Raw genomic sequence first — 23,106 nt, forward strand, 5'->3', positions numbered from 1 at the left:
GCGAGCGTATGCTAAATGCAAGCTGCATTTAATATACGTTCACTTCTGGAGAGCCTCGATGGGATTACTTGTTAACGGCGAATGGGTTGATCAGTGGTATGACACCAAAAAGCACGGCGGCGAATTTGTGCGCGAATCTGCCCAGTTGCGCGACTGGGTAGGAAGCTCCCCGGAAGGTGCTGGGCAGAGCTACCCGGCGGAGCCAGACCGCTATCATCTTTATGTGTCGTTAGCTTGCCCATGGGCACACCGCACGCTGATTATGCGTAAGCTGAAAGGCCTTGAAGGGCTGATTGGTGTTTCTCATGTTAGCCCATTAATGCTCGATAAAGGCTGGACGTATCACCAAGATGAGGGCGCCAGTGGCGACCCGATTAATAACGCAGAATACCATCATCAGCTTTATACGCTGACCGACCCAAACTATACCGGGCGAGTGACGGTGCCTGTCCTATGGGATAAAAAGCGCAGCGCGATCGTCAATAACGAGTCGGCTGACCTGTTACGTATGCTTAATCGTGGATTTGATGCGCTAACCGGCAACGATTTAGATTTTTACCCGGAAGATCTTCGCAGCGTTATTGATGAGGTCAATGATGATGTCTACGAGCATATTAATAACGGTGTGTACAAGTCAGGTTTTGCCACAGAGCAGGGCGTGTATGAAAAGCACGTGCACGCGCTGTTTGAATCCTTGGAGCGCATCGAAAAGCGGCTGAGCGAGCATCGCTATCTCGCCGGTGAGTGGCTGACCGAAGCTGATATTCGGCTCTTTACCACGTTAATCCGCTTTGATGCTGTCTATTACGGCCACTTCAAGTGTAACTTCAACCGTATTGAAGACTATCCTAGTTTGGCTAACTATGTGCGCGAGCTTTATCAATGGCCAGGCGTGGCGGAAACGGTCAACATGGATCATATCAAGCGCCACTACTATTACAGCCACGACACCATCAACCCAACTCGCATTGTGCCCGCTGGCCCGCTGCTCGATTTTGAGCGCCCCCATGATCGGGAGCGGCTTCCAGGGCAGGGCATCCGCCGCCACGGGTAATCTATGCCTATAGGCGTTGTTAAATAGCAAAAGGGCCACCCAAAACGGGTGGCCTTTTTGCTGGTGCTTAAAGGTCTTACTAACCTTTCTAAGGAGGAGGGAGCTCCTTAATCCTGATTTACCGCATCACGGGTGGACTGCCAAGCGCTCTGGGCGCCATCGCGGGTTGTTTCCCATGCGTCACGTGCGTTGGCTCTGGTCTGTTCCCACCAGTCGCGATCATAAGTAGGGAAGGACTCCACTTCTTCTGACGTGGCGTTGAGCATAACGCGATGCTCAGTGTCGCCATCACCTTCGGTGTGTGTTTCAAGAGTGAAATAATCAGTACCTACTACAATCTCTCGGCCTCCAAGACCAAGGACGGTACCGCTCTCAATGACCAGCGCGGTGATGCGCATATCATCATCGAAAAGGATGTCGTCAACCTCGCCGATTTCTTCGCCAGAGCCATCAGCAAAATAAACCTCAGCATCCAATATGTCATCTGCGGAGTACATGCCTTGGGGCTGGTCTGAAGCCTGTGCGCCAAAGGCAAGGCTGCCCAGTAGAACGGTGCTTACGGCGGTGGTTAAAATAGATTTACGCATAGCTTCTCTCCATGTGGCTACGGGGTATTACTTATGGCGATGCTGGTTAAAGCATGGCTTCCATCAGAGCTGTTAATTAGGGCTATTAATCAGAGCCGTTTCAGCTTCAGCGCTTACAGGCTGTCGGCCCAATCGTCGGCACGCTTTTCAGCCTCTTCTTTCTGAAGGCCGTACTTTTGTTGGAGTTTACCTACCAGCTGATCTTTGCGACCACCAATTTGGTCAAGCTCATCATCAGTGAGATCACCCCAGCTTGTACGTGCTTTACCTTTAACTTCTTTCCATTTACCTTCGATTTGATCCCAGTTCATCTCATCGCTCCTTGAAGTTGTTGAACATGCCTAAGCAACTTTCAGGTTAGACGAACAGCGAATATGTGCAAGTCTCGATTTTAATAACAGTTAATATAAAAACACTAGTCAGGAGCTGCTTGCAGTGTTAGCATGCGCGCTCCTCGCATGTGTTGACCCCTCCATCATGACGATAAGCGTTCATTTACGTAGTTTTTAATTTGTACGTAACTGCGCTTGCGGGAACATCTTGCTAACTGCAGATGTTCATTGCTGTGAAGATGGCGCGCCTCCAGTATTTCACCAAACGGGTGAAATCGGCGCAGAAGGTCGCCACAACGGTTGGCCCGCAAATAGCGGTGTTTGCTGACCGGATGCTAGGTGCGACCGGCGTCTCCGACTCCACTTATGACGATATCCGCTTACGCGGAGCCTGTTTTTTTGTTGCGTTTTTTAACGCGCATCGATTCCAGAGTCAGAGACGCTTACGATGTTTTTTGCCGGTAAAGCCGGCCTACCAAGGTGTGATTAATGACCTCGACTTCTGTCGCTTCGCCGAGCTTCGGCGATCTTGCTCTGTTGCCTGCCGTTCTCTCTGCTGTTGAAGCACAAGGCTACGAAATTCCTTCGCCCATCCAGGCGCAGACTATTCCTGCGTTGTTGGAAGGCCGCGATATGCTGGGCCAAGCACAAACCGGTACCGGCAAAACCGCTGCGTTTGCACTGCCATTGTTATCGCGTTTAGAACTTACCCGTCGCGAGCCTCAAGTATTGGTTATGGCTCCGACCCGTGAGCTTGCTCAGCAGGTTGCGGCTTCGTTCAGTAAGTATGGCCAAAACCTTAAGGGTCTTGAAGTTGCGATCCTATGTGGTGGTCAAGAGTACCGTGAGCAGTTAGGTGCGCTAAAACGTGGTGCCCAAATTATCGTTGGCACCCCTGGCCGCATCATCGATCACCTTGATCGTGGCAGCTTGAAACTTGACGGCCTTTCAGCGCTCGTGCTGGATGAAGCCGATGAAATGCTGCGCATGGGCTTTATCGACGACGTAAAACGCGTGGTTGCCGATACCCCTAAAAATGCACAGCGCGTGTTCTTCTCGGCGACGTTGCCGGCAGAAATCGAGCGCATTGTTAACCGTTATCTTGTTGACCCGGTTAAGGTGGCGATTGAGTCGCGTACGACCACCGGCGAAAACATCGAACAGCGCATTGTCCGCGTTGATGGTGGCGCAAAGCTTGAAGCCCTGGCACGTATTCTGGAAGTTGAGCCAGTTGATGGGGCCATCGTGTTTGTGCGAACCCGTGCGGCCTGTACCACGCTGGTTGAACAGCTAACGGCCCGTGGTGTTAACGCGGCAGGCCTATCGGGTGATCTCGATCAGAGCCTTCGTGAGCGCACCATTACACGCTTGAAGCGCGGCAAAGTTGATGTGCTGATTGCGACAGACGTCGCCGCGCGTGGTCTTGACGTGGCGCGTATCACTCACGTTATTAACTACGACCTGCCTCAGGATGCGGAAGCCTACACCCACCGTATCGGTCGTACTGGCCGTGCGGGTCGTAGCGGCATCGCGATTACTTTCGCTGGCTTCCGTGAAGGCCGCAAAGTGGGCTGGATGGAGCAGGCAACGGGGCAGAAAATGACCGAAATGCCGCTGCCTGACGAAGCCGCTATTCGTGCCCATCGCGATGAAGTGTTCCATCACCGCGTTGTTGCAGCGCTGACCAAAGGCGCTGAAGAGCAGCGTGCGCTGGTTGAGCGCTTGGTCGAAGAGGGCCACGATGCCATCGAGCTAGCCTGTGCGTTTGCCGCCATGGCGCGTGCTGATGAAGCACCGATTGGTCGCTTACAGGCGCCGCGCAAAGAGAAGCCGATGCGTGACGGCGCACCGGCTGGTAAGCCGGGGGCTCGTCGTGAGCGTTCAAGCGCGCCTAGCGAAGGCATGACCCGCTACCGCGTTTCCGTTGGCCATAAAGATGGCGTGAAGCCAGGTCAACTGGTTGGCGCACTGGCAAACGAAGGCGGTATTGAAGGTGCGCGTATCGGTCGTATCGATATCCGCAACGCTTTCTCGGTAGTTGAACTACCCAGTGGCCTGCCTTCCACTATTCTGGCGAAAATGGCCCGTGCCCGCGTGGCCGGTCGTCCGCTAGAAATTAGCGAAGATAGCGCCCCTGAGCGTGCACCACGCCGTCGTCGTGACGATGGTGACGCGCCGGTTCGTCGCCGCGAACGCGCTTAAGCGAGTATTTAGGCGCTCGATGAGCGCCTAGCAATTCGCACTGAACGTGCAACATCCCCCCATGCTTATTGGCATGGGGGGATTTTTTTTGGCTACCTTTATGCGCAGCGGTTAACTTTTTTTCTATTAACACTTTTTCTATTAACGCTCTTTCCATTAATACTCTTCCACTAATACGCATTGAGGGAGCAAGCATGGACGCAGTGCTACACGAATGGAATCTCTCCCCTAAGCAGGCGATTGCTCTTCAGAAAGAGTTAGCATCGCAATTGGAGAGTAATGATCGCATCGAGCCGGTGAAGCATATTGCGGGGGTGGATATTGGCTTTGAAGAGGAGGGGGCTATTACCCGTGCCGCGGTGGTGGTGCTTAAGTGGGAGCAATCCGCCGCACCCTATCTCACGGTTGTTGAGCAAGTCGTGCATCGCGAGCCAACACGGATGCCCTACATTCCTGGCTTGCTCTCTTTTCGCGAGATTCCCGCCGCCTTAGGCGCGTTTGAAAAACTCAGTGTGAGGCCAGAGTTGGTGATGGTGGATGGCCAGGGTATTGCCCACCCACGCCGGCTGGGCGTTGCGGCACATCTGGGGCTATGGCTGGATATACCGACCATCGGTATCGCTAAGTCTAGGCTGTATGGCAAGCATGCAGAGGTGGGCGAAGCGCGGGGCGATTGGGTGCCTTTAACCGCAGGTAGTCATGTCATTGGCGCGGTATTGCGTTCACGGGTGAAAGTTAAGCCCGTCTTTGTATCGCCTGGGCACCGGCTTTCCCTTGAGACATCTCTTTCCTGGGTGATGTGCTGTTTAGGCCGCACGAAGCTGCCCGAGCCAACCCGCCTCGCGGATCGGCTGGCCTCACGGCGGGGGCAGCAACGCTAGCCGCAGTTACAGCAAGGCGAGAAAACGACGCAGTAAGCTGGTGGCGTCGGGTGTTGCTGTAATGGCGGCAAGCAGCGCCTGTGGGTCTTCCCCCTGCTCGCGCAGAGCTGTTTGCTGGCGCTCAATATAAGCGCGCATGACAGGTGGAGTGAACTCGGGATGAAACTGTACGCTCCATTGTCGTGAGCCATAGCGCAGCGCTTGGTGAGCATCGTGGCTGTTGTGGGCCAGTACCGTTGCGCCGGGCGGCAGCTGTATGACCGACTGGGCATGGGTAAGCTGTGCCGGGAAACGTTCAGGCAGTTGGCCAAACAGTGGGTCCTGAAGGCCCGCCTGGGTAAGCTGCACTTGGTGCGTTCCAGACTCCCGTCCCGCTGGATGATAGTCGCTAATCCCCCCTAAGGCGGCCATTAACTGATGCCCATAGCAAACGCCCAGCATGGGGATATCTTCTGCTAACGCCTGTTGTAGCCAGGGTTTTAGCGCTTCGCTCCATGGCTCTTGGTTGCTCACCATGCTGTGGGAGCCGGTAATCATCACGCCGGCAAAGGACGACGGTGGCGCAGGTGTGGTTGGCTCACGCGCATCCCATACGGTTAACGTCAGATGGCTAGGCAGCGCCGCAGTGAGCTGCTGTATAAAGAGCTGCTCAAAATCACCGTGCTGTTCAATTACTTCTGGGAAGGCGTCGCCGGTCTTAATAATGACTAAAGAGGTCATGTAGGTCTCGTGGTCGTATCGCGCCTGAGGAAAGATAGCCGAAGCAGGGGCATCCCCTGTAAGCTGAAACTTCGCACCATATTATCGTTTTACCATACACTAGGAGGCTGATATGCAACAGATAACCCGAGCGGGTGAGCCCATGGACGTAGCAGGCAAGCTGCCTGCTGCTGGGCAAGTAGCCCCCGTCATGACATTAACAGATGCTGATCTACAGGATGTCACACTGGAGCCTTTCCAAGGCCAGCGTAAGGTGTTGAATATTATCCCCAGCGTTGACACCCCCACCTGCGCAACATCTACCCGGCGCTTTAATGAGCTGGCCTCAAGCTTAGAGAATACCGTGGTGCTGGTCGTGTCTGCTGACCTGCCGTTTGCAGCGAAGCGGTTTTGCGGAGCAGAAGGGCTGGATAATGTTAAAACGCTCTCAACATTCCGCCATCGTGAGTTTCAAGAAGCATGGGGCGTAGCACTATGTAATAGCGCCATGGAAGGGTTATGCGCCCGTGCGGTGGTCGTGCTGGATGCTGATAACCGCGTGCTTCACAGTGAGTTGGTCAGCGAGCTGAAAAACGAGCCAGACTACGAGGCGGCGCTGGCAGCATTAAAAAGTTAGCGGCTCAACGGCAGGTGTATCTTGCTAGTTAGCGCCTGTTTTTTTAGCCGCCTCCACTAGTGCATTAATCAAACGCTGTTGGGGGCGGTTAAATACTAGCCACTCTGGATGCCACTGCACACCAATCAAAAACGTATGCTCCGTTGACTCGATACCCTGTACCAGCCCATCTCGGTCACGGGCGACAATATTAATCCCTTTTCCCGCTTTATTGACGGCTTGATGGTGCAAGCTATTTACCCTGCACCAGGTGACTCCCAGTAGTTGATGAAGTTGGCTCGCCCCGACAATATCAACCGTCTTACGAGGCAGCACGGTTCGACGCCGTTTTAAGCCTTCGTGGGTGGTGTAGATATCGGGGTCGAGAGTGCCACCTAAATGGACATTGATTAACTGCGCTCCTCGGCAAATACCCAGCACTGGCGTGCCTTTAGGGATAAACCGATCCAGCAGGTTAAGCTCTAGCGCGTCCCGCGCGGGGTCTAGGCGCACGTCCAACTGCACTTCACCACCATACAAATGGGCCTGAATATCGTCGCCACCGCCGATAATTAAACCGTCCAGGTGGTCGGGCAGCGGGCGAGAGGGCGATAAGCGCAGGGGTTTGCCGCCGTGTCGCCATACGGCAAACCAGTCAAAACAAAACGCAAGATGGCTTTTGTGATCTGATGAGGTAATTCCAATTAGCGGTCGAGACATTCTGGCAAAGCTCACATGTCAGTGGGTTAGCGACGACCGAGTAGACGTAGCAGCTTCTCTTTAAACCGCACCAGCAAGGGGCGGTTATGGTAGGCAATATATTCATCGCAGCGCGCCTGCAGCACACTGGCGTTAGCGGCTAGCTTTTCAACCTCCACCCAGCGGTTCCACTCCATTACCGAGCCCCAGCCGGGCTGCGAAAGCTGCGCATTGGGTAGCCGGTAGTGAAAAGTAGGGCGTGGTTTAATGAGCTGGCTATGCAGTAGCTCATGGGGGTGATCAGGGCGCAGGAACGCGAAGAGAGGCAGCAAGTCTAGTTCACGATTACGTGTAGGGTTGTGGTGCAGGTAGTCATCAATAAAACTATCTAGGTCAGGTTGATAATTAAAGTCGAGAACTTTCAGCGCGTACTCTTTGGGGAATGGGTTGGCGTGGGGCAAAACTTCCCGAGTGATATCTACTTTGATTTCATCGCGCAGCCAGCTTGCCAAAAGTAAGTAAGCGCGCAGCATGGCGAGCAGATACTCAACATCAAGCCGCACTATCTCTGGGTTGAGGTGTAGCCCAAACCCATACAGCAGGCTCGCATCGGTGCCTTTGGCGCCTCTATTGCGCAGTGTCTGGAATAGCGTGTCTAGTGTCTCAAGCTCATCCCAGGGAATAGGGGGGCAAACAATTTCGGTGGGCACTAGGCCGGTCACCATATCGCCAATCAATTCCCGGGTCTTTTGATGGAACTCTACCCGTCGCTGGTGTTGGTGGCGCGCCCACTCGCTGTCGTTTTCGTGGAGCTCTTCCAGCAGCGTTTTGTCAGGGTGTGCGTATTGAGTATCTAGCTCTATGCCAAACTCGCCCCACTGGGTGCCTTCTACCAGTAGCCGGTGGGGGCTTACCACGTTAAGCTCACCACCAAATAAGTCACGCACCAGCGCAGCAGTATCGCGAGGCGGTAGGCCGGCAAATTCAACTTCTACGCCAACACGCCTCGGTTGCCCGTTACTATTTAACCGGTGAGGTGGAGCTTGTAGCGTCATCTCGCCATCCTTGAGGTGAACGTTTAGGCACCCAGCCTATCATAGTCACGCGTTGAGACTGAGTGTGTGCAGTCAGTAAAACGTTGAGAAACCGGTGTGTTAAAGCCGGCCCACGACAGGAGTAAAGTGTGCGACAGCACTGGATAATCAAGCTGATGATGGGCGTTATCATCGCCGTCCTGCTAGGTGTTATGGCGCAGGCCCAAGCACAGAGTGTTTCGCTGCCTAGCCTAGTGGGTGGAAGCGTCCCCAGTGAAGAGCCAAGCGTCAGTAGCGATGACTTTCAAAGCTCGCTTAACGACGTTATCTCGATGCTCGAGAACGAGGAGCGGCGCAGGGAGCTACTTGACTCGCTGCGTGAGTTGCAAGTGACCGCGCAGGCGGCTGAAGAGGATGGTGTGGTGCGCCAAGGGTTGCTAGGCGCGCTGGCGGATACGCTGTCTGATCTTGGCGAACAAGCCCAAGCGGGTAATTCGCCCATTGATGAGTGGTCGCGACAACTCGTGCAGGGGGCTGATGATTTACGCGCTTTAAATGAGGGAGCTGGCCAGGGCGAGGCAATTCGTGCGGTCGTGGATGCCGCCGTGCTGGGTGTTGTCTGGAGCGTGCTACTCATCTTGATGATTGCGTTGGGTCGCCTAGTCGCAACGCGGCGTGAGTGGCCGCTTGATTTGCCCCGCGACCCGAAAGCGTGGCTATTGGTTGTTCACTTTTTACGCCGCATGCTGCCTTGGGCACTGTCGTTTGCGATTACTTTGGGCATTGGCCAGCTGCTACCTTCAAGCTCGGGTCGCACGATCGTGTTGGTAGTGGCTTATGTTTGCCTGTGCGGGCGTGCCCTTTCGGTGGTGTTTGAAACCGTAATCGCCTTTTTCAGCCGTGGTCATCGGTTCACCGCAGTGCAGTTGCTCCAGCATAAAGCGCTGCGTGGGCTATTTGCTATTGGTGCACTGATTGCACTAGGCGACGCGGTAAATTCGTCACGCTTGGTGGAGATGCTGGGTTCTGAGCTTTCAAGCTTGGTCTCTGTGCTTGCTAATATGCTGGCAGCGCTGCTTTCAGCGCGCTTTATTTTCCGGTTCAAACGTCCTATTCGTCATTTGATTTGCAACCGCCCCTACAAGCAGCGCCGCGATGCCAGTGCCGCGGTTGAAATGATCCGCACCCTTGGCGGCCTGTGGCATATTCCGGCGCTGTTAATGGTAGGCGGCTCACTTTTAGCGATCTTTATTACCGTTGGTGATGTGGGCACCGCCTTGGCCCGCTCGATCATTACGGCCAGCTTGCTGGTACTTACCTTGGTGGCGACGGGGCTACTGCGGCGCCAGGCAGAGCGCATGGGCAAGCGTCGCCATCGTCACCGTTATAGCCAGTACCGTAAGCGTTTGGAGCGGTTTGGGTTTGTGCTGGCGCATATCTGTACTTGGATGGTGTTTGCTGAGCTTTCCATGCAAGTGTGGGGTGGCTCGTTCTTTGGCTTGGGCCAGCAGGCCGTGGCAAGCGCCCGTATTGGACAAGCGTTGATCAGCCTGGGGTCCACCGTGCTACTGGCGTGGCTGGTGTGGATATTTGCTGATACGGCCATTCAGCGTGCGCTGACTTCCTCTGCTCGCTCTCGGGGGCGGCGGGTTAATCAGGCCAGGGCGCAGACTATTACCCCCATGATTCGCAATGTGATTTTTGTCACCATTTTAATTATTGCGGTCATTGCGGGGTTGGCCAACCTGGGCGTGAATGTGACGCCGCTGCTGGCGGGTGCGGGTGTGATCGGCTTGGCGATTGGCTTTGGTGCCCAAACGCTCGTACAGGACTTAATCACCGGTATTTTTATCCTGATTGAAGACTCACTCGCGGTAGATGATTTTGTACAAATCAACGGCCATATGGGAACGGTAGAAGGCTTAACGTTGCGCACCGTTAAGCTGCGGGATTTAGATGGTATCGTTCACATCATTACCTTTAGCCGTATTGAGTCAATCCATAACATGTCGCGCCAGTTTGGCATTGCGCTGATGCGGATTCGTATCCCTTACGACATGAAAATTGACGACGCGATTACCTTAATGCAAGAGACGGCTCAGGAGCTGCGCAAAGACCCGATGATGCGCCACTACATCTGGTCGCCGCTGGAAATGCAGGGAGTGCAAGGGTTTGAAGATGGCTGCCCCATTCTGCGCATGCGTTTTCGTACCGCCCCTGAAATGCAGTGGGATGTGTCCAGGGCGTTTAACTTGCTGCTTAAGCAGCGTATGGAAGCTCAGGAAATGGATCTTGGCATACCGCGGCTTAGCGTTAGCATGGAAGCGCGCTCGGATGCTCGAGACCCGGCAGGCGAAGGGAGCGACTTCTCGATTAACGATAGTGGCGACCATGAGCAGGAGGGCGCGCGAAAAAAACCGGCGCCCCCAACGCCAGCGCCACGCCCGACTAAAACTGAAAAGCGCAGGGATGCCCGTGAGCGTGAGGGCGAATTACCCCAAGCTAAGCCCCAGGCTCAGGGCGAACCCAAGGGCGAGGCCTATGCCAGCTCCAGCGGCGAAAGTGCCGATGAGTAGCCAGGGGCCTCGCCAACGACGCCAACGGTTATAGAGCGAAACCGCGAGGCTTACCCGGTCGACCAGCTCATCATGGCGGGAGATGGCGTTGTCCGGCGGCAGTGAGAAATCGTTCGCTACGTCCCCCTGCCAATGCGCGCCATGGGTTAAGCCTAAGCGAGCCCGTAAACGGCCAATATCACTTACCGTATCGTGGAGCGTATCGTAGGCTTCGCGGCGCTCGGCGATTGCCAGCACGGCCTTGGCGTCCTGGCGAAGTGCGCTGTTAGGGCAGCGGGCCACCGCACTGTTAATGTCAGCTTCATTCGCGCTGGGCGAAAGGGCTAATCGTTGATACAAATCGCGCATAACGTGGTGAATACTCGCAAGCTATGACGGCATTAAGGAAGCCGCCGTTTAACGACATAAGGGCGGCTTAGTAGGTTTGCATTAAATAATCATAGGCATTTTTTATGCGTTGAAAGCGTGCCGATGCCAGGGCAACTTGGTGGTCGCTTTCTGAGTAGAACCGATCCGGGTGATGCAGCTGCGCCATGCGGCGATAGGCTTGGCGCACATCGGTTCGGCTGGCGCCGGGCGTTAAGCCTAACACCGCCAAGGCGCGGGTTTTGCGATCAGGCGGCGGTGGGCTGCTTGAGCGCTGGCGCTGCTGGCGGCGAGACTCTTCCTGGCGTGCCTGCTCTTGTTGCCAGCGTTCCCGGCTAGTTTGCTCCTGCTGGGCCTTTTCCCGATGACGCTGTTCCTTCTCTCGCTGAGCACGCGCTTTAGCGTTACGCGCCTGCTCCTGTTGACGCTGTTTCTCCTGCTGTTTTTGTTGTTTTTGTTGTTTTTGCTGCTGCTTGTCTGTTTTTGCCTGCTGGCGCTGCTCCGCTCTGGCTTGGGCTTCTTTCGCTTGCCGCTCGGCCGCTTGGGCTTCCTGGGCTTGGCGGGCATGGTACTCTGGGTCGTGCTGCTGCCAGTAGGTATCTCGGCTAGGGTCTTCCGGCGGGAGCAGTGGTTTACCGGTGAGTTCCTGAAACAGCGTACTTAGCGTGGCGGGTGTTACGTTTAACAGGTCGGCCAGGAAGCGCAGAATGTAGTGGTTCGCTAGGGATATTTCCCCGTCGTCGGTCGCCACGGTAATGGCTTGATGAATGATACTCAGACTGCGCTCCTTAGAGCACTCTTTGCGAACTACCTCGGCGGCGAGCTGAATTGCCTGCAGGTCTTGGCTGTGGGCAATACCCATAACGGGCCCCAGCTCATGGCCGTGGCGAAATTGCGCCGTCACCTGAGCCAAGCGGCGCCGACGCTGCCCCTCAGAAACGTGCTGGCGATGCACCAGCACCCAGGCTAATAGTAGCAGGGTTGCCGTATCCACTTGGCTGCGGCTTTTTAGCAGTAGCAGCTCAAAGGGTGAGAAACGGGCAATGGACATTGCCTAGCTCCAAAGCAAAGAAGTGAACCGTAGCTGCATTAAAGCGTGCCACCATGGTTGTTTTTAGCCATGGTATATCATCGCGTTACGCAATGAAGTAGGAGATTGGTTAGGTGATCAATGTTGAGCGTAAAAACAGCTTTCAACTGCGTCTCTCGCGTCAGCTTAAGGAAGAGACCTCGCATACGCTCGATGTCTACCTGTTTGTGCCGGGCGAGTTAGGCCTGAGCACCCATGTGATCTCTGAGGAGGCGTTTTATCATGGCGCCTTTCATGTCTCACGCACCTACTACAGCGACAAGTACCACCTACCCCTGGTGCATAGCCGGTTGGCAAGCCGTAATCAGTTAGGTAGCGACTCATATCGCTTAAGTTTGAGCCTTTATGCTTACCAGTATGTGGTTGCGTTAGAACGCTCTACCCAGGCGATGCTAGCGAGTGCACGCAAACTTCGCCATGCCCGTAGTGATGAGCGTGAAGAGAAGAGCGAGACCAATGAGCCTGAAGAGGCCCTTCGCCAGCAGCTTGCCGAAATGAGTGATTTAAGCGACGGCATTCTAAAGCGTTTAAGGCGTAACCCCCCAAGCGATGAACGGCTTTATAAATACTTTGCCAATATCGATAACTACCTCTCGTGGTTTACGGAGCAGCAGCTGCTGGCGCTGGTGGCACACATGCCCCGAGGCGGTGGGTTTAGCGATATAAAGCGGCGCTTTATCACGATATGCCACCGGGAAGGAGAGTACCGTCGCGAGCAAGAGTACAACGCCCAGCGGGTAATGGATGACCCGACGCGTATGTCGAACAAAATGCGCTTACTGCGGCGATTGATTGAATACCCCATCACCTTAAAGCAGAGCGCGATGGAGTTAGGCGGCGGTGAGCAAAAGGCGGTCAAAGCCTTAGCAACGGCGGTGGTGATGGTCTTTGTATCGCTGGGCATCCTTCACTTACGGGATGTAGTCGGTGACATAACCGCGCTGTTTGTGTTGGCCATGGCGCTGCTTTACGCCATGCGGGAAGTGTTTAAGGATGACTTGCGTAACACGCTATGGCGCTGGCTACGTCGTGGGCGGCCAAAGTGGCGGCGACAATACATCGACCCCACCCGCAATGCACTGGTAGGACGGCAGTTAGAGTGGTTTGACTATAAGCGATACGCGGCATTGGATGACGATATTCAAAAAATGCGCCGCCGCACGGTGGCTCAGCGTGAAGAAGTAGTGATGCACTATCGGTCGAGTTCACGTATGTCGCCGACGCGCTTTTTAAGCGGCTACGAGCACACGCGTGAAACCCTGCATGTCGATCTTTCCATGCTGATTCGCTTAATGAGCAAAGAGAAACACCATATTTACCGCTTAAAAGATGGCCAATCGGTTAGGGAAAGCGTTGAGCGCCGCCATTTATTCAACTTGGTGATACGTGAAACGGGTAGTGAAGATGTGCCCTATCTTGCTCGCTGGAAGGTGGTGGTTAGTCGCTCGGGTATTGTGGATGTAGAAAAAGTCGCCGAGAGCAGCGCCGATGAAAGTAGCCAATAAACTGAGCTAGATCACAAGAGTCTCAGCGATAACGCGCTGACATAGATAAATTACTGGCAGCGAGCTAGGCTCAAAGAACAACAGCTCAATCTGAACCTGTAGCCCATGCTTAACGGGTAAGTACTTGGCCTTGACGGGTCGGCTACCAGAATCAGCTTTAAGAGGGATGAACCATGCAAGCTATCGATATTATGACGCCCAAAGTCATCAGCGTAGGCCCTGATGCAGAAGTGCGGGAAATTGCACAGCTGCTGCTTGAGCATCGCATTAGCGCAGTGCCGGTGGTCGATGACGAGCGCCGCGTACTGGGTATCGTCAGTGAGGGTGATCTCATGCGCCGGGTAAAAGGCGATGAGCGCCAAGGGCGTTCCTGGTGGCTATCACTCTTTACGGGCGGCAAAGATCCTGGTGAGTATGTGAAATCCCATGGGCGGAAAGCACAGGAAGTGATGACGCCAGACCCGCTCTGCGTTGAAGAGAATACGCCGCTGCATACTATTGCTAGGCTACTGGAAAAGCACCATATCAAGCGTGTGCCGGTGGTTCGTGAAGGCAAACTGGTCGGTATTGTCAGCCGTGCGAATTTGCTACAGGGCATTGCCAATGCGGCGGTTGCGCCCACGGAGTCGCCAACGGATGACCGCAAGATTCGCGATGCTATTTTAAAAGAGGTTGATCAAAATACGGGTGTGCATACCGAAAGCATCAGTTTGATTGTGGATGGTGGCGCTGTGGAAATTTGGGGGCTGGTGGAATCCGTCGAGCAAAAGCAGGCGGTCACCGTGGCGGCTGAGAATATACCGGGGGTTACCAAGGTCGAAAATAACCTTGGAATGATGCCTAGAGGCGCAGGCTACTTTTAAACGACGTATTAGCCTATCTGTTAAGTGAAACAAAAAGCCCGCTGTATGAACTACAGCGGGCTTTTTAATGGTGGATTCGCGGCTAGCGCCCCGGCAGCTGTTCCGGGCCGAAGGCATCGGGGAGTAGCTGCTCCATGGTGTAGGTTTTTAACACCTCGCCCTGCTTGGAGAGCACCATGATGTGCGTGTTAGGGGTGGCGAACTCGCGAATGCGCTGGCGGCAGTCGCCACAGGGCGTGCAGAGATGCTCGCCGGGGCCCATCACGTATACCTTGGCAAGCTCACGCTGGCCTGCGGTAATCATGGCGGAAATGGCCGAGGCTTCGGCGCATAGCCCTTTGTAATGGGCCACTTCCACGTTGCTACCCGCAAACTGCTGGCCATCCGGGCACTCCATTACCGCTGCTACCGGGTGGTTGGAGTAGGGCGCGTAGGCGTTGCCCAGGGTGGTCAACAGTGTGTCTACCAATGCCTGATCCGCTTGGCTCATGGCGTTATCCTCATTTTATGGGACGTTCAGGCGCTGGCTGCATCGTCGCGTAGCACGGTGTCGAGGGCGATCACCATCATATCGTTGAAGGTGGTCTGGCGGTCGGCACTGGAGAGCGAGTCGCCTTTTAGAATATGGTCCGACACGGTGCAGATGGTCAGCGCGCGGGCGCCAAACTCGGCGGCAACGCCGTAAAGGCCTGCCGCTTCCATTTCTACACCCACGATGCCGTAGCGCTTAAGCAGTTCAGCCATGTCGGTTTGCGGGTTGTAGAACAGATCCGCCGAGAAGATATTGCCGACTTTTACCGGCACGTTCTGCGCCTTGGCGGCAGCAACGGCGTGACTCGTCAGCTCAAAATCAGCGATGGCTGAAAAGTCGTGGTCGTTAAAGCGCATGCGGTTCACTTTGGAATCGGTGCAGGCCCCCATACCAATCACCACATCGCGCACGTTGACATCGTCGCGCACCGCGCCGCAGGAACCTACACGAATAATCGATTTTACGCCAAAGTCGGTAATTAGCTCTTTGGCATAAATAGACACCGAAGGAATGCCCATGCCGTGGCCCATCACGGAAATCTCGCGGCCTTTGTAGGTGCCGGTATAGCCGAACATGCTGCGCACGTCGTTCACTTGGCGCACGTTCTCAAGGTAGGTGTCGGAGATGTACTTGGCGCGGAGTGGGTCGCCGGGCATTAGCACGGTATCTGCGAAATCGCCCATCTCGGCATTTATGTGTGGTGTTGCCATGAAACACTCCTATCAACCGTTATCTGTAACGCATTTGGTGACTAAACACGGCTGATTAGGCCGCGTTGGGTAAGAAGCTCTCGCCATCTTCCATCGCTTCAACCGCGAAGAAGGCCGCCAGCGTTTGGCCGATGTCGGCAAAGGTGCCACGCTCGCCCAGGGGGCCGGGGGCGAAGCCTGCGCCGCGCACCATTACCGGCACGTACTCGCGGGTGTGCTCGGTGCCTTCCCAGCTGGGGTCGCAGCCGTGGTCGGCGGTGAGCAGCAGTAAATCGTCATCGTTAAGGGCGGCGAGCAGCTCCGGCAGGCGGGCATCGAAGTGCTCCAGCGCTGCGGCGTAGCCCGGTACGTCGCGGCGGTGGCCATAGACCGAATCGAAATCCACGAAGTTGGTCATGATCATGGTCGAGCGGTCGCGGGCGTCATTAGCGGTGCGCGCCACTTCGGTCAAGGTGGCGTCCATGAGCGCGTCATGGCCGCTGGCTTTGACCTTGTGGGTAATGCCGCAGTGGGCGTAGATATCGGCGATCTTGCCAATCGATACTACTTCACCACCGGCATCAGCGAGCTTTTGCAGCACGGTGGGGCTGGGCGGCTCGACGCTGTAGTCGCGGCGGTTGCCGGTGCGCGCAAAGCTTTTGCTGTCATCGCCAATAAACGGGCGGGCGATCACTCGGCCAATGTTGTAGGACTCCAGCAGCTCGCGCACGGTTTCACATAAGGCGTAGAGGCGCTCTAGGCCAAAGTGCTCTTCGTGGGCAGCAATCTGGAACACGGAGTCTGCGGAGGTATACACAATCGGTTTGCCGGTAGCGATATGCTCTTCGCCCAGGCGAGCAATAATTTCGGTGCCTGAGGCGTGACAGTTGCCGATTACGCCCGTCAGCTCTGCCTCACGGATGATGGCATCCAGTAGCTCCAGGGGAAAGCTGTCGGTTTTATCGAGAAAGTAGCCCCAGTCAAAGCGCACCGGCACACCGGCAATTTCCCAGTGGCCGGAAGGGGTGTCTTTACCGCTGGAGATCTCTTTGGCGTGGGCGTAAGCGCCCGTTAGCTGTTCGGGCAAATTCACGCCTTCCGCCACGCTGCCGGTGGCATCACGGTGGGCGTGAAACAGGCCGAGCGCAGCCATGTTGGGCAGCATCAGCGGGCCAGAACGCCCAGCTGTATCTGCCTCGCCACGGGCGCAGGCGGCGGCGATGTGGCCCAGGGTGTCCGAACCCTGGTCGCCAAATTTGTCAGCATCTGGGGCGCTGCCAATTCCAAAGGAATCAAGCACTAAGACAACGGCGCGGGGCATTAGGCTTCTCCTCGAAAGGTCTCTTGCAGCAGGGTGTCGGCGCTGGCGTCGGCATCCCCAAGCGTGACTGCCGCACGAAGTTGCGCAGCCGCGCGTGTGGCGGCGTCTTCTGTGCGGGCGTGAACGATGGCTAGCGGGCGCTGGCTATCCACACGGTCGCCGATTTCAACAATATCGCTAAAGCCCACGCTGTGATCGACGCTGGCATCGTTACGCAGGCGACCGCCGCCCAGCTCCACCACGCTCATGCCCACGGCGCGGGTATCAAAGCGCTGCACGATACCGCTCTGCTCGGGGTATACCGCTTGAATAACCGGGGCGGTCGCTAAGTAGCTGTCTGGTCGCTCCATAAAGTCGGCGGGGCCGCCCAGCTCGCGCACCATGCGGGCAAACACCTCAGCCGCCGCGCCAGAAGTCAGCGCTTTCTCTAGCTTGGCGAGTGCATCTTCGCGGTTAGCCACCAGCTTGCCAGCAATCAGCATCTCAACGGCGAGTTCGCGGGTGACCTGCATCACGCGGCTGTTGGCGCGATCGCCGCGCAGTAGTGCCAACGTCTCAACGATCTCTACCGCGTTACCGGCACAAGGGGCCAGCGGCTGGCTCATGTCGGTGAGCAGCGCGGTGGTGGGTGTGCCCGCTTGGGTGGCGACGTTGGCGATACTTTTCGCCAGCTCGCGGGATTTTTCCGGGGTGGGCATAAACGCGCCGCTGCCCACTTTAACGTCCATCACCAGGGCGTCCAGGCCAGAAGCCAGCTTCTTGCCCAAGATAGACGCCGTAATCAGCGGAATGGATTCCACGGTGGCGGTGACATCACGCACGCCGTAGATGCGCTTATCTGCTGGGGCGAGGTTGCCGGTTTGGCCGATAATCGCCACGCCGGTGGATTTCACCACCTCGCTGAAGCGTTCCGGTGCGGGGTAGGGGTTGTAGCCGGGGATCGATTCCAGCTTGTCCAGGGTGCCGCCGGTGTGGCCCAGGCCACGGCCGGAAATCATCGGCACGAACGCGCCGCAGGCGGCGACCCACGGGCCAAGCACCAGCGATACCAAGTCGCCCACGCCGCCGGTGGAGTGTTTGTCCACAATGGGGCCCGGCAGGTTGAGCGAATCCCACTGCATCACGTGGCCGGAGTCGCGGGTGGCCGTGGTCAGCGCCACAACTTCTTCACGGCTCATGCCGTTTAAAAATACCGACATGGTGAAGGCGCCAATCTGTGCGTCGCTGATGCGGTCGTCGGCAATGCCTTGGACGAAGGCTTTGATCTCTTCAGCGGGCAGCGGCTGGCCGTCGCGCTTCAGGCGAATCAGTTCTTGGGGGAGCAGGGCGTGGTGAGAAGCGTTAGACGGCATTTAGTAGCCTCCATTCGTCACGGCATCAGCATTGCCATTTAGCGTGTTCAACAGGTTAGCCAGCAGGCTGGATGCGCCGAACCGGAAGTGCTCGGGCGTGACCCACTGTGGACCCATAATGTCAGCGGCAAGCGTGAGGTACTCTGCGGCGTCTTCAGCGCTGCGGACGCCACCGGCAGCTTTAAAGCCGACATCCTTACCGCTGGCTTTGATGGCATTGAGCATAATTTCGGCGGCTTCCAGGGTGGCGTTCACCGGCACTTTGCCGGTGGAGGTTTTAATAAAGTCGGCGCCACCTTCAATGGCAAGCTCACTGGCGCGCTTGATAAGCGCGGGATCTTTAAGCTCGCCAGATTCAATGATGACTTTTAACAGCGCTTGGCCACCGCAGGCGGCTTTACACATTTCAATCAGCTCTAGGCCGGTTTCTTCATCGCCTGCCATTAGCGTGCGGTAAGGGAAAACTACGTCTACTTCATCGGCGCCGGAGGCGACCGCTTCGCGGGTTGCGCGCGCTGCGCCCATGATGTCATCGCCACCGTGGGGAAAGTTTGTCACCGTGGCGATTTTGACCTGCCCGTTTAACTTATGGGCGGTGAGTGCTCGGTTTGCGGTAACAATAAACTGCGGATAAACGCACACTGCTGCCGGGTTGCCAAAGGGCGTTTTCACCTGCTGGCAAAGCGCTTCAATCGTGCCGTCGGTGTCGTCATCGTTCAGGCTGGTTAAGTCCATTAGCGCGAGGGCTTGGCGGGCGGCGCGGATCATTTGAGCGTGAGTGAGCTGGGAAGAGGCAGTCGCGGTCATGGGATTCTCGCAAAACAGTAAAAAAATAAAATGGGCACTGCGCATACATTGCAGCACCCGTAACGTAAAAGCGTGCTTGCTGGGTTAGGCCGTCGCGCTACTCAGCGCAATAAAGAAGCCAGCAATAGACGCCGACATAAGGTTAGAGAGTGTACCGGCCAGTACGGCTTTAAGGCCAAAACGGGCAATCTCTTTGCGCCGGGTCGGCGCAATGCTACCCAGGCCACCCAGCAAAATAGCGATAGATGAGAGATTGGCGAAACCACACAGCGCAAAGGAGAGTATCGCCATGGTATGGGGCGTCATCATCTGACCCGTGGAGGCGACAACCTGTTCCCCACTAATATAGGGCGCAAGATTGAGGTAGGCGACAAACTCGTTAACCACCAGTTTTTGGCCGATAAACGAACCGGCGAATGCAGCCTCTTCCCAAGGTACGCCGAGCAGGAAGGCAAGCGGTGCAAATAGCCAGCCTAGAATCAGCTCAAGGCTGAGTGATTCAAAGCCAAACCAGCCACCCACGCCGCCTAAAATACCGTTCACAAGAGCGATAAGGGCAATAAAGGCGAGCAGCATGGCGCCCACATTAGCGGCAAGTTTCATACCCGACGTCGCACCCGCTGCGGCAGCATCTAGTACGTTGGCGGGTTTGTCGTCTTGCGCTTTAAGCTCCTCTTCTACCTGAGAGACGCTATCGCCTCCTTCCGCGTCTTGGGTCTCTGGCATTATCAGCTTTGCAAATAGCAGGCCACCGGGGGCTGCCATAAATGAGGCGGCAATCAAGTACTCCATAGGAATACCCAGGGCAGCGTAGCCAGCCAGTATGGAACCTGCCACCGATGCGAGGCCACCGCACATCACCGCAAATAGCTGAGATGGGGTCATGCGGGCGATAAACGGTCGAACCACCAGCGGCGCTTCGGTTTGGCCGACGAAGATGTTCGCCGTTGCTGAAAGCGACTCTGTGCGCGAGGTGCCAAGGGCTTTTTGCAGCGCGCCGCCTAAAATCCGAATAACCCACTGCATAATGCCGATGTAATAAAGAACCGCGATAAGAGACGAGAAAAAGATAATCACGGGCAGTACTTTAATCGCGAACACAAAACCGACGTTATCGACATCGGCTAAGCCGCCAAACAGAAAGCTGATGCCGTCATTTGCGTAAACCAATACTTGGCTAACGCCGGACGAGATAGCTTGTAGCACCGCTTGGCCAAAAGGCACGTAAAGTACAAAAGCACCAATGCCTGCTTGGATAGCAAAAGCGCCCAGTACGGTGCGCAGCCGTATTGATTTGCGGTCGTAGGAGAAGATCAGGGCAATGGAAACCAGGGTGACCATGCCTACCAGGCTCATGATGAGGGTCATGTGAGTACCTTCGGAGCGGGGAAGTGAGGCGATTAAAGCAAATTCAGTTTAACTGAATAAGCCATTAACGCTTTAGTGGTGGCGGTGGAGTGCTGTTCGCTAATGCGGGATGTGCAGCCCCAGCCCCAGCCATTAAAACGCCCGCGCTGAGCGAGGCGGGAGAGAGAAAGCGGGAAACATTTTGAGTAGTCATGAGAGCCTCAGCAGGTTGTCATGAAGCCGTAAGAAGTCGGCTATAAGGAGTTGTCGTCGTGTAGGCTGGCATTAATGTTAAAATTATAACATTCAGTGTTATTTTTTTAACACTGTTTTGCAAATATCAATTTTCAGAACGCTGCCTTTGATGAGGTGCCGTTACCAGCGGCAATCGAGCGTTAAGACGGTGGTAAAACATGAGTCGCTGGCCCAGCATAGACGCTCAACGATGCGCTCTACGCGGCTAACAGTGCATGTAAAAAGCAGTGGCATGTAAAAGGAGAGTTCAGCCATGAGTGACCGTAGTACACGACGCCTGGCCAGTTTGCAGGAAGCGCTTACCAGTGGCGGCACGCTACATTTGCGGGAGGCAGCTGAGCTTTGCGGCGTGTCTGAAATGACCATTCGTCGCGACCTGACGACCCATTCTTCGCCCATCAGCCTATTAGGGGGCAGGTTGGTGATGGCAAGCTACCCAGGGGTTACGCCGGTCTATGACCTCACCGAGCAGGAGGCGAACCACTACCAAGTTAAGCATCGCTTATGTCAGCACGTTGCTCGCGTTATTGAAGAAGGGGATACGCTGTTTATCGACTGTGGTTCAACGCTCATACCCCTGCTTAGCCAGCTAAGCCACTTTCGCGAGTTAACCGTTGTTACTTATGCGTTGAATGTCGCCAATGCGGTAGCAGGCCTTGCCAATGTGCGGTTAGTGCTGCTGGGCGGGCTGTTTTATGCCTCGTCGCAGTCGTTTGGTAGCGATGACATGGGGGCCGCTATTGAACGCCTAGGGATTAATAAGGCGCTTATTTCCGCAGCGGGGGTAGACTGCGAGCGGGGTGTCAGCTGCTTTCATTTTCACGAAGTAGCCCCGAAACAAGCCGCCATTGCCACTGCAATGCAGAGAATTTTAGTGGTGGATGCCAGCAAATTTGGGGTGGTGCGGCCTGCTTATTTTGCTTCTTTATCTGATTTCGATAGTGTGGTGACCGACGATGAACAAGCCGCTAGCCGTGAGGGAATTGCCGTAAGTACCGTTATTTAGCGATATTTTTCCATAGCGTTAAATTCTATATTGCCACTCTTCTGCTATGTTTAGTGCTAACCGTGATTTCATTTGCGGCCTTAATAAACGACAGGGCAGTGTCGGCACTTATGGGTGGTTGTCATTGCCAGCGTGCAATGCTGTATGTGATGTAGGCAGCAGCTACGCACGTAAGAGCATACGTATAAGAACAACAAAGCAGGCGCAGGCTAAGGCTTGATGTCTTCGTTTTAATACTGACGATTGTCGTCCTGGTGGTAAGGGCTCGCTTATGGAACATGCAGCATCGGTAACTCAACATGATGGTCGGCTAAAGAGTAACCCAAGCCGCTGGCGCGACTTGCTGGCGCTTACCAAGCCGGGAATTATCGGTGGCAATTTGATTGCGACCGTTGGGGGGTATTTTTTAGCGGCGCAAGGAGCCTTTGAGTGGGTCACGTTTATCTCGGTGATCGTGGGCATATCCCTGATTATTGCTTCGGGCTGCGCATGTAATAACGTTATCGACCGTGATATTGATGCGTTGATGGCGCGCACGCGTCACCGCCCTTTGGCGAAAGGGCGCATCTCGATCACTCAGGCGCTGGGGGTTTCGGCGCTGCTTGGGGTGGTGGGGGTGGTGTGTTTAGCGCTAGGGACCAACGGTTTGGCCGTGGCGCTGGCGGTGATTGGCTGGGGCGTTTACGTGGGTGTGTACAGCCTTTACATGAAGCGCCACTCTGAGTACGGCACTTTAGTGGGCAGCCTTTCCGGCGCGATGCCGCCAGTCGTTGGCTACTGCGCGGTCACCGGGCAGTTCGACAGTGGCGCATTAATGCTGTTGATTATTTTCTGCCTGTGGCAAATGCCTCACTCCTATGCCATTGCGATTTTCCGCTATGCGGATTATCAACGGGCGTCTATCCCCGTTCTGCCGGTGGTTCACGGTATTAAGCGGGCAAAGCACCATATTCTTGGCTACATCATCGCGTTTATTCCCGCCTCATTGGCCCTTGCACTGGCAAGCCAGGCGGGCACAGGCTACCTCCTTGTGGCGTTGGCGATGGGCGGCTACTGGCTTTACTTGGCGCTATGTGGCTTTCGCTTAGAGGATGATGTGCGTTGGGCTAAAAAGATTTTTGGCGTCTCCATCCTCACCATTACCGCGATGAGCTTGGTGATGGTGCTTGAAGCCATGGTGCCTATGTGGACGTAACGCCCCCCTTTGCAAAATAAAATATAGTGCTTATTAACATAGAGGCCCCGAGCAATGTCGGGGCCTCTATGTTAGCCATTCTATTCTGTTGGCCGTTC

At 55.5% G+C, this 23,106-nt stretch carries 22 protein-coding genes; 9 read left to right on the forward strand and 13 right to left on the reverse strand.

Translation table 11 applies throughout. The features are described 5' to 3' along the window. Positions 1 to 58 precede the first annotated feature (58 nt). Positions 59 to 1,054, forward strand: a complete 996-nt coding sequence (locus MOY_RS01650) for a glutathione S-transferase family protein (RefSeq protein ID WP_009095815.1) — start codon at positions 59 to 61, stop codon at positions 1,052 to 1,054. A gap of 107 nt (positions 1,055 to 1,161) precedes the next feature. Here MOY_RS01650 and MOY_RS01655 read toward each other — a convergent pair whose 3' ends face one another. Both MOY_RS01655 and MOY_RS01660 read right to left on the reverse strand, forming a co-directional pair. Continuing rightward, positions 1,162 to 1,641, reverse strand: coding sequence for a PRC-barrel domain-containing protein (locus MOY_RS01655; protein WP_009095817.1), 480 nt, complete (start codon positions 1,639 to 1,641; stop codon positions 1,162 to 1,164). Between the two features lie 113 nt (positions 1,642 to 1,754). Then, entirely contained in the window at positions 1,755 to 1,952 is a 198-nt protein-coding gene (locus MOY_RS01660; RefSeq protein WP_009095819.1) for a CsbD family protein, read from the reverse strand. A 510-nt stretch (positions 1,953 to 2,462) separates the two neighbouring features. Between MOY_RS01660 and MOY_RS01665 the strand changes: the two genes are divergently transcribed. Both MOY_RS01665 and nfi read left to right on the forward strand, forming a co-directional pair. Beyond that, complete coding sequence (locus tag MOY_RS01665; RefSeq protein ID WP_009095821.1) at positions 2,463 to 4,175, forward strand: DEAD/DEAH box helicase; 1,713 nt, start codon at positions 2,463 to 2,465, stop codon at positions 4,173 to 4,175. 194 nt (positions 4,176 to 4,369) lie between these two features. Beyond that, a complete protein-coding gene (nfi, locus tag MOY_RS01670; protein WP_009095822.1) occupies positions 4,370 to 5,056 on the forward strand; it encodes a deoxyribonuclease V in 687 nt (228 codons plus the stop codon). 6 nt (positions 5,057 to 5,062) lie between these two features. Here nfi and MOY_RS01675 read toward each other — a convergent pair whose 3' ends face one another. Further along, positions 5,063 to 5,776: a glutamine amidotransferase gene (locus MOY_RS01675; protein ID WP_009095824.1), complete on the reverse strand. Its 714-nt coding sequence runs from the start codon at positions 5,774 to 5,776 to the stop codon at positions 5,063 to 5,065. Between the two features lie 112 nt (positions 5,777 to 5,888). Here MOY_RS01675 and tpx point away from each other — a divergent pair, with 112 nt between their 5' ends. Then, the gene (gene tpx / locus MOY_RS01680; RefSeq protein WP_009095826.1) at positions 5,889 to 6,392 is read left to right on the forward strand and encodes a thiol peroxidase; all 504 of its coding nucleotides are present in this window, start codon (positions 5,889 to 5,891) and stop codon (positions 6,390 to 6,392) included. 24 nt (positions 6,393 to 6,416) lie between these two features. Here the strand turns inward: tpx and MOY_RS01685 are convergent, their stop codons facing one another. Both MOY_RS01685 and MOY_RS01690 read right to left on the reverse strand, forming a co-directional pair. Continuing rightward, a complete protein-coding gene (locus tag MOY_RS01685; protein WP_009095828.1) occupies positions 6,417 to 7,091 on the reverse strand; it encodes a gamma-glutamyl-gamma-aminobutyrate hydrolase in 675 nt (224 codons plus the stop codon). Positions 7,092 to 7,117: 26 nt separating this feature from the next. Beyond that, positions 7,118 to 8,125 carry an amidoligase family protein gene (locus MOY_RS01690; RefSeq protein WP_009095829.1) on the reverse strand — a complete coding sequence of 336 codons (1,008 nt, stop codon included), beginning with the start codon at positions 8,123 to 8,125 and terminating at the stop codon, positions 7,118 to 7,120. 128 nt (positions 8,126 to 8,253) lie between these two features. Between MOY_RS01690 and MOY_RS01695 the strand changes: the two genes are divergently transcribed. Beyond that, positions 8,254 to 10,680 carry a mechanosensitive ion channel domain-containing protein gene (locus MOY_RS01695; protein WP_009095831.1) on the forward strand — a complete coding sequence of 809 codons (2,427 nt, stop codon included), beginning with the start codon at positions 8,254 to 8,256 and terminating at the stop codon, positions 10,678 to 10,680. Here MOY_RS01695 and MOY_RS01700 read toward each other — a convergent pair. Together MOY_RS01700 and MOY_RS01705 are read right to left on the reverse strand one after the other, a co-directional pair. Next, entirely contained in the window at positions 10,597 to 11,028 is a 432-nt protein-coding gene (locus tag MOY_RS01700; RefSeq protein WP_009095833.1) for a hypothetical protein, read from the reverse strand. The two genes, MOY_RS01695 and MOY_RS01700, sit on opposite strands and share 84 nt — an antisense overlap. Positions 11,029 to 11,095: 67 nt before the next feature. Further along, complete coding sequence (locus MOY_RS01705) at positions 11,096 to 12,097, reverse strand: J domain-containing protein (RefSeq protein ID WP_009095835.1); 1,002 nt, start codon at positions 12,095 to 12,097, stop codon at positions 11,096 to 11,098. 113 nt (positions 12,098 to 12,210) lie between these two features. Here MOY_RS01705 and MOY_RS01710 point away from each other — a divergent pair, with 113 nt between their 5' ends. Both MOY_RS01710 and MOY_RS01715 read left to right on the forward strand, forming a co-directional pair. Continuing rightward, the gene (locus MOY_RS01710; RefSeq protein ID WP_009095837.1) at positions 12,211 to 13,641 is read left to right on the forward strand and encodes a hypothetical protein; all 1,431 of its coding nucleotides are present in this window, start codon (positions 12,211 to 12,213) and stop codon (positions 13,639 to 13,641) included. 173 nt (positions 13,642 to 13,814) lie between these two features. After that, complete coding sequence (locus MOY_RS01715; RefSeq protein ID WP_009095839.1) at positions 13,815 to 14,504, forward strand: CBS domain-containing protein; 690 nt, start codon at positions 13,815 to 13,817, stop codon at positions 14,502 to 14,504. A gap of 82 nt (positions 14,505 to 14,586) precedes the next feature. On the opposite strand, the gene cdd is transcribed toward MOY_RS01715, so the two are convergent. The 6 genes from cdd to MOY_RS01745 form a co-directional block, all read right to left on the reverse strand. Next, positions 14,587 to 14,994, reverse strand: coding sequence for a cytidine deaminase (cdd, locus tag MOY_RS01720; protein ID WP_009095841.1), 408 nt, complete (start codon positions 14,992 to 14,994; stop codon positions 14,587 to 14,589). A 26-nt stretch (positions 14,995 to 15,020) separates the two neighbouring features. Beyond that, positions 15,021 to 15,746: a purine-nucleoside phosphorylase gene (deoD, locus tag MOY_RS01725; protein WP_009095844.1), complete on the reverse strand. Its 726-nt coding sequence runs from the start codon at positions 15,744 to 15,746 to the stop codon at positions 15,021 to 15,023. A 55-nt stretch (positions 15,747 to 15,801) separates the two neighbouring features. Further along, a complete protein-coding gene (locus MOY_RS01730; RefSeq protein ID WP_009095846.1) occupies positions 15,802 to 17,046 on the reverse strand; it encodes a phosphopentomutase in 1,245 nt (414 codons plus the stop codon). Further along, positions 17,046 to 18,398 (reverse strand): thymidine phosphorylase, encoded by a 1,353-nt coding sequence (gene deoA / locus MOY_RS01735; protein ID WP_009095848.1) that lies wholly within the window; start codon positions 18,396 to 18,398, stop codon positions 17,046 to 17,048. The genes MOY_RS01730 and deoA overlap by 1 nt, the downstream gene beginning before the upstream one ends. Then, entirely contained in the window at positions 18,399 to 19,205 is an 807-nt protein-coding gene (gene deoC / locus MOY_RS01740; RefSeq protein WP_035539770.1) for a deoxyribose-phosphate aldolase, read from the reverse strand. 84 nt (positions 19,206 to 19,289) lie between these two features. After that, the gene (locus MOY_RS01745) at positions 19,290 to 20,573 is read right to left on the reverse strand and encodes a NupC/NupG family nucleoside CNT transporter (RefSeq protein WP_009095851.1); all 1,284 of its coding nucleotides are present in this window, start codon (positions 20,571 to 20,573) and stop codon (positions 19,290 to 19,292) included. Between the two features lie 487 nt (positions 20,574 to 21,060). Between MOY_RS01745 and MOY_RS01750 the strand changes: the two genes are divergently transcribed. Together MOY_RS01750 and cyoE are read left to right on the forward strand one after the other, a co-directional pair. Then, on the forward strand, positions 21,061 to 21,813 hold the full coding sequence (locus tag MOY_RS01750; RefSeq protein WP_009095852.1) for a DeoR/GlpR family DNA-binding transcription regulator: 753 nt from the start codon (positions 21,061 to 21,063) through the stop codon (positions 21,811 to 21,813). A gap of 271 nt (positions 21,814 to 22,084) precedes the next feature. Next, the gene (gene cyoE, locus MOY_RS01755) at positions 22,085 to 23,008 is read left to right on the forward strand and encodes a heme o synthase (protein ID WP_009095855.1); all 924 of its coding nucleotides are present in this window, start codon (positions 22,085 to 22,087) and stop codon (positions 23,006 to 23,008) included. Positions 23,009 to 23,106: the final 98 nt, after the last annotated feature.

The organism is Halomonas sp. GFAJ-1, assembly GCF_000236625.2.
Classification (GTDB): Bacteria; Pseudomonadota; Gammaproteobacteria; order Pseudomonadales; family Halomonadaceae; genus Vreelandella.